4 protein-coding genes and 1 pseudogene are annotated in these 4089 nt (G+C 33.0%); all 5 read right to left on the bottom strand.

Going from position 1 to position 4089, the window contains the following annotated elements:
* Window positions 1-811 precede the first annotated feature (811 nt).
* The 5 genes and pseudogenes from J2S74_RS27190 to J2S74_RS27170 all read right to left on the bottom strand — a co-directional run bounded on the left by J2S74_RS27190 (window position 812) and on the right by J2S74_RS27170 (window position 3853).
* Window positions 812-1549, bottom strand: coding sequence for an SDR family oxidoreductase (locus tag J2S74_RS27190; protein WP_307332878.1), 738 nt, complete (start codon window positions 1547-1549; stop codon window positions 812-814).
* 24 nt (window positions 1550-1573) lie between these two features.
* On the bottom strand, window positions 1574-2254 hold the full coding sequence (locus tag J2S74_RS27185; RefSeq protein WP_307332875.1) for a DUF4386 domain-containing protein: 681 nt from the start codon (window positions 2252-2254) through the stop codon (window positions 1574-1576).
* Between the two features lie 238 nt (window positions 2255-2492).
* A pseudogene (locus J2S74_RS27180) lies at window positions 2493-2690 on the bottom strand (response regulator transcription factor); the annotation flags it as partial.
* A 99-nt stretch (window positions 2691-2789) separates the two neighbouring features.
* Complete coding sequence (locus J2S74_RS27175) at window positions 2790-2924, bottom strand: hypothetical protein (RefSeq protein WP_307332872.1); 135 nt, start codon at window positions 2922-2924, stop codon at window positions 2790-2792.
* A 776-nt stretch (window positions 2925-3700) separates the two neighbouring features.
* Window positions 3701-3853, bottom strand: a complete 153-nt coding sequence (locus J2S74_RS27170) for a hypothetical protein (RefSeq protein WP_307332870.1) — start codon at window positions 3851-3853, stop codon at window positions 3701-3703.
* Between the last annotated feature and the right edge of the window lie 236 nt (window positions 3854-4089).

Genomic DNA, 4089 nt, shown 5'->3' with positions numbered 1-4089 from the left:
TAATAAGGATTGGATTGATATCAATCGCTGAAAAAATCTCATCGTAACGTTGGGTAGGTTCTAAATCAAATAAAATTTGCATGCTAAAAAGACTTACTTGTCGTACAATAGACATAGGAGTCTTCCCCCTTCGAATTAGTTTGCTGGTTACTTACTAAATTCGACACTTGGGGAGGTACTCCTTTTTTCATGCTTTGAAACCATTGGCCCATAAGGGCCAAGATTTATGAAATTCATTCATTTACTTAATAAAAAAAACCGACACCTTCAAAATTCAATGATGATTTAAAATCATTGAATTTTTGAAAATAGTCGGTTTTACTTAAACTAACTTCAACGAAGTTTTTTTGAAGAACTACCTTTGTTAATGTCAAAATAAATTATATTTATAACTCCTTCTCAATAAAAAATCAGGTTTCTCTCTATTTTACGATCTACCGATTTACATTACCTTTTTATTCTTACTTTTCAGAAACTTTTTCATTCAATCTATATGAAAATATTAAAAGAATGCTAAAGTCTATATTGTTTAAGAAGTTATAACTAAACATCTATCGAATATTAAATTAATTATCAATTTATACCAAAAGAAAAAAATTGTCAACAAGAAATCCGATGAAATATTTCAATTGAATTCAAATTGAATAATGGAATACGTTTATAATGTATCAATTCCCTTTTCTGTTTGCTACGCAGTATAAAGTCTACTACGAAAAGACGATCACTTTGAATGTAATCGTCTGTGCAGGGCTCGAACGAAAGACTCCCCAAAGCGAACGAACTTTGGCACCCTCATAAAAGAAAAATAATTTTATGTTTCGCTTCTTGTTATCCATTTATTATAAACTACTGGAGCCTTAAACTTCCAATCATTCCACGTTTTATCAACTGTCACTAGTTCTGTCATAAAATGACTTACATTAATTCTGCTAGTTTTACCTGCATTGAATATTGGGCTTCTTACAGGAGATTCACAAACTTCATATAAACTTTCTTCATGATGATTGATTAACGTATCCGGTCGTACTACTACCCATTCTATCTTTTCTTCGTTTTTACCAATTTCGGTAATCAGATAATCTGCAGCCTTGATGTTATCTCGATGAGGCGGGAGCAAAAGCTTCAATAAAGTAAAGATTATTTTTTCTCCCATTGAATTTACCTCTCCCGATAAGGTGTTCGTATAGGCTGTTGTCCCCATAAGTATGATCTTTACTTTTTTGTTAGCCTTGTTTTTAACTGCCTCACTTATTCTTTTTATTGCATCAAATACTAAATAACGAGGTTTACCAAACATCCCTTTAAGCGTAACATTGTGACCAAGACACGAGATAATCACATTACATTGATGGATTAGGTCATTGAGCTCAGATTCATTTAATACGTTGATATTCCCCTTTACGATTTGCACTAATGGATTTTCTTGTATATCTTTGGACAGAACTGCATTATATCTAATGAGAATCCGAGTATTAATTTGTCTTTTAATTAATTGTTTGACGACTAGTTTACCGGTAGCGCCGCTTGCTCCAAGAACTAATACTCTCATATTCTACCTCCGTTTTCTTAACATTTAATTATAGGGCGGATTGAACCCTCTGACTATTAGAAGTATAGCAATAATTAGCTCACCAATAGCTAATGGTGCATTTAAAATAAAGTAGACGGGGCTCACTAATTTTATGATGTTCAACATCAACATTAACGTAGCTAGGAGAGTAAATGTAGAACCTAGAATACCCCATATGGATAACCATCTTGGGATAAGCCTAATTTTATATAGGCAATAATAGAGTATCAAACCGCCAATACTCCATGGCAATATCATTCCTATATGATTCAGAATGTCTCTGCCTTGTCTTAGCAATTCACCTGTTATTTGAAAATATGTTGAGTTAACCTCACTGGAAACTACATAACTCTGACTCAACCATAATGATAGAAGAAGTGGGCCTATGCCAGCAAAGAGAAACCCAGCACCAATAATTCTTAAACTGAAATATCCCGCCGCTAGACTTTTGTTGTATTTTTTTATTATTGGATAGAATAACACTGCGATACTTACATATACCAATGACATTGCTGCCTGAAAAAAACTTGCAATTAATACTTGCATTTCAATTTCAGCCAATTTTGTAAGGTAATCTTGATATTCTAACGCTGGAACTGAACTAAGTATTCCAAATACAAAACTGAATACTAATAATCCCCCTAGAATTATAGCTGTTCTTCTCTCTGATTTAATGATAATCACTCCTTTTTAAATAAACAGTTTGGCCCTAAAAAACTACGATGAATTAAAAATCCAGTTCAAGACAAAAAGCTACTCCTTGTATAATAATTTATCAAGTTACTTCAAAAATCATTAGATACTTAAGTACTAATAAAAGTATTATTCAAAATTTTATTACAAAGTAAATAAAGAACATCCTTCTATTTAATAAAACAAGGTACCTCAAATAATGGAGGCACCCATATAAAAACAACCTATATTATAATAATCCCAACTCACGAGCTCTCCCAACAGCTTCCGTACTTCTTTTAACTTGGAGTTTCCCAAATATATTTTGATTATAACCCTTCACTGAACTTAATACTAAAAACAGCCTTTCGCCAATTTCTTGATTAGAGAGGCCTTCAGCAATCAGCTTTAATACCTCTAGTTCACGTTCACTTAATGGTTCCATCAATCCATGGGGCAGCCTAGAAGATGTCTCTATTGCCAACCGCAACATTTACCCTCTCCCATTCATTCCTCGGTATCTGCTGTATAAAAAGCGGTGATCGATTCACGGAAAAAGTATAAAGATTACACCTGAACCAAGAAAGTCAATTCCACCCCAAACTCCCAAGCGTCCATACTGCTTTGCTGCCTTTATTTTTCCCGCACCAACAGAATAACCTACGACAATTGTTAATACCATTGAAATATCTAATTTGTGTGATCCTAATTTGTTTTTTCTTCAACTAAGCCACAGTTCGTACTATAATAGCAGTCTAATTAGTTTTATACAATTATTACTTACTTTTAACAACTACTAACTCAACCATTTCAGAAATTATCTTTTTATTTTTACCAGGGCATTTGGCTCTAAAATTTCTTGTTTTTTGTTTGAAAAGGTTAAAATGCTTCTACATCAACTGAACTTTACGTCCTTGAATGACCATATAGTGACGATTGTTAATTAGTGATCCTCCATTAAATTATTATTAAACTCTTTGTTTCTATAACACTGTAGGAACTACCGTAGCGACAACTTATTTCGTTCTTGCTTGTATTAGTTTAAACAATATCATAGCGATTGGCTTATAGGCTTATATTTACAATTAAATATAAACAGTAGTAAATGATCTGTTTACTTGCCTTTTTGTTTTTTTCTAACAAGAATAAATTTGAATTCCCGAACAATAATAAGTAAAGTGTTAGTATCTAACACAATTCAATGTGGGGGGATATCATTGGATATTCTTATTAGGGTAAGTTCAGCCTTATTACTGATTAGTATGAGGGCAGCACTATTCATTAGGAACCTAACAATGAAGTTAGATTCTCTGTTGAAGCCAAGAATTACGACCTAAGATCCGTTATTCTGTATGTACCCAATACACATTGTTAAACAGAAAAGCGAACATACCGTTAACGTATGTTCGCTTTTTGTTTGTGCATTTAATTTATTATGGCTACTTTAAGAATTGTTGATTACTTTGTTAATACTGCACGCCCTTCCATTTGAGATGGTTCCTCTAGACATATGTTTCTAATTATCAGCTTTATCCCTCCGTTGCAATAGAGGAAAATACCTTTTGCGATGGTTTCTGAATCCATGATAATGTCATTTCGTAACGTAAACATAGCTCCTCCCATTCGAAATCCGTTCAAAAGGCAAATGCCAAACATCATCTTTTGTTATTTGGTTATTCTTTAATATTTTATCTTATTATAGACATACTATTTTTTGATGTATTTAATAGGAGCATTCCTGTAAGAAAGAATTTTGAGAGTTGAACAAAAAAAGAGCCCCTTGGTATCATACGAGGTGTCCGCAGCTGATCAGCACTAAGGACCCTGAAATTAGTTAACCAAGGAGG

Origin of the sequence: Evansella vedderi, from assembly GCF_030813435.1 — a bacterium.
Lineage (GTDB): Bacteria > Bacillota > Bacilli > Bacillales > Salisediminibacteriaceae > Evansella > Evansella vedderi.
Note: the sequence above shows the minus strand (reverse complement) of the source record. Positions and strands in the feature narration are given on the sequence as shown.

Coding starts and splice junctions, on each gene's coding strand:
- J2S74_RS27175 (WP_307332872.1), bottom strand. CDS start 2,924: ATGGTATTAACAATTGTCGTAGGTTATTCTGTTGGTGCGGGAAAAATA.
- J2S74_RS27170 (WP_307332870.1), bottom strand. CDS start 3,853: ATGTTTACGTTACGAAATGACATTATCATGGATTCAGAAACCATCGCA.
- J2S74_RS27190 (WP_307332878.1), bottom strand. CDS start 1,549: ATGAGAGTATTAGTTCTTGGAGCAAGCGGCGCTACCGGTAAACTAGTC.